Below are 1,003 nucleotides of genomic sequence, written 5' to 3'. Positions count from 1 at the left end.
CACCGACCCCACCGACCCCACCGATCCCACCGATCCGACCGATCCGAGCACCTCTTCCCACACCATCAGGAGTGAGATGTCCCGCCGTCTGTTCACCTCGGAGTCCGTGACCGAGGGCCACCCCGACAAGATCGCCGACCAGATCAGCGACACGATCCTCGACGCGCTCCTCGCACAGGACCCGGCCTCGCGGGTGGCGGTGGAGACCCTCATCACCACCGGCCTGGTGCACATAGCCGGCGAGGTCACCACGCAGGCCTACGCCCCGATCGCGCAGCTGGTGCGGGAGAAGATCCTGGAGATCGGCTACGACTCCTCGCAGAAGGGCTTCGACGGCGCCTCCTGCGGTGTGTCGGTGTCCATCGGCGCCCAGTCCCCCGACATCGCGCAGGGCGTGGACACGGCCTACGAGAGCCGGGTGGAGGGTGATGAGGACGAGCTGGACCGGCAGGGCGCCGGCGACCAGGGCCTGATGTTCGGATACGCCTGCGACGAGACCCCCGAGCTGATGCCGCTGCCGATCCACCTCGCGCACCGGCTCTCGCGCCGGCTGTCCGAGGTCCGCAAGAACGGGACGATCCCCTACCTGCGTCCCGACGGCAAGACGCAGGTGACCATCGAGTACGACGGTGAGCGGGCGGTGCGTCTGGACACGGTCGTCGTGTCCACCCAGCACGCCTGCGACATCGACCTGGAGGCCCTGCTGGCCCCGGACATCCGCGAGTCGGTCGTCGAGCACACCCTGCGTCAGCTCGCCGAGGACGGCATCAAGCTGGAGACCGAGGGCTACCGGCTGCTGGTGAACCCGACCGGCCGTTTCGAGATCGGCGGCCCGATGGGCGACGCCGGCCTGACCGGCCGCAAGATCATCATCGACACGTACGGGGGCATGGCCCGCCACGGCGGCGGCGCGTTCTCCGGCAAGGACCCGTCGAAGGTGGACCGCTCCGCCGCGTACGCGATGCGCTGGGTCGCCAAGAACGTCGTCGCCGCCGGTCTCGCC

Annotated in this window: 1 protein-coding gene; it reads left to right on the top strand. The window is 69.7% G+C overall.

The genetic code is table 11. From position 1 onward, the window contains the following. Positions 1-76 precede the first annotated feature (76 nt). The coding region (gene metK, locus PV721_RS43565; RefSeq protein ID WP_319734440.1) for a methionine adenosyltransferase at positions 77-1,003 on the top strand (927 nt) is incomplete at its 3' end.

The organism is Streptomyces sp. MB09-01, assembly GCF_033794505.1.
Taxonomy (GTDB): domain Bacteria; phylum Actinomycetota; class Actinomycetes; order Streptomycetales; family Streptomycetaceae; genus Streptomyces.
This window is presented reverse-complemented; position numbering and strand designations above follow the sequence as displayed.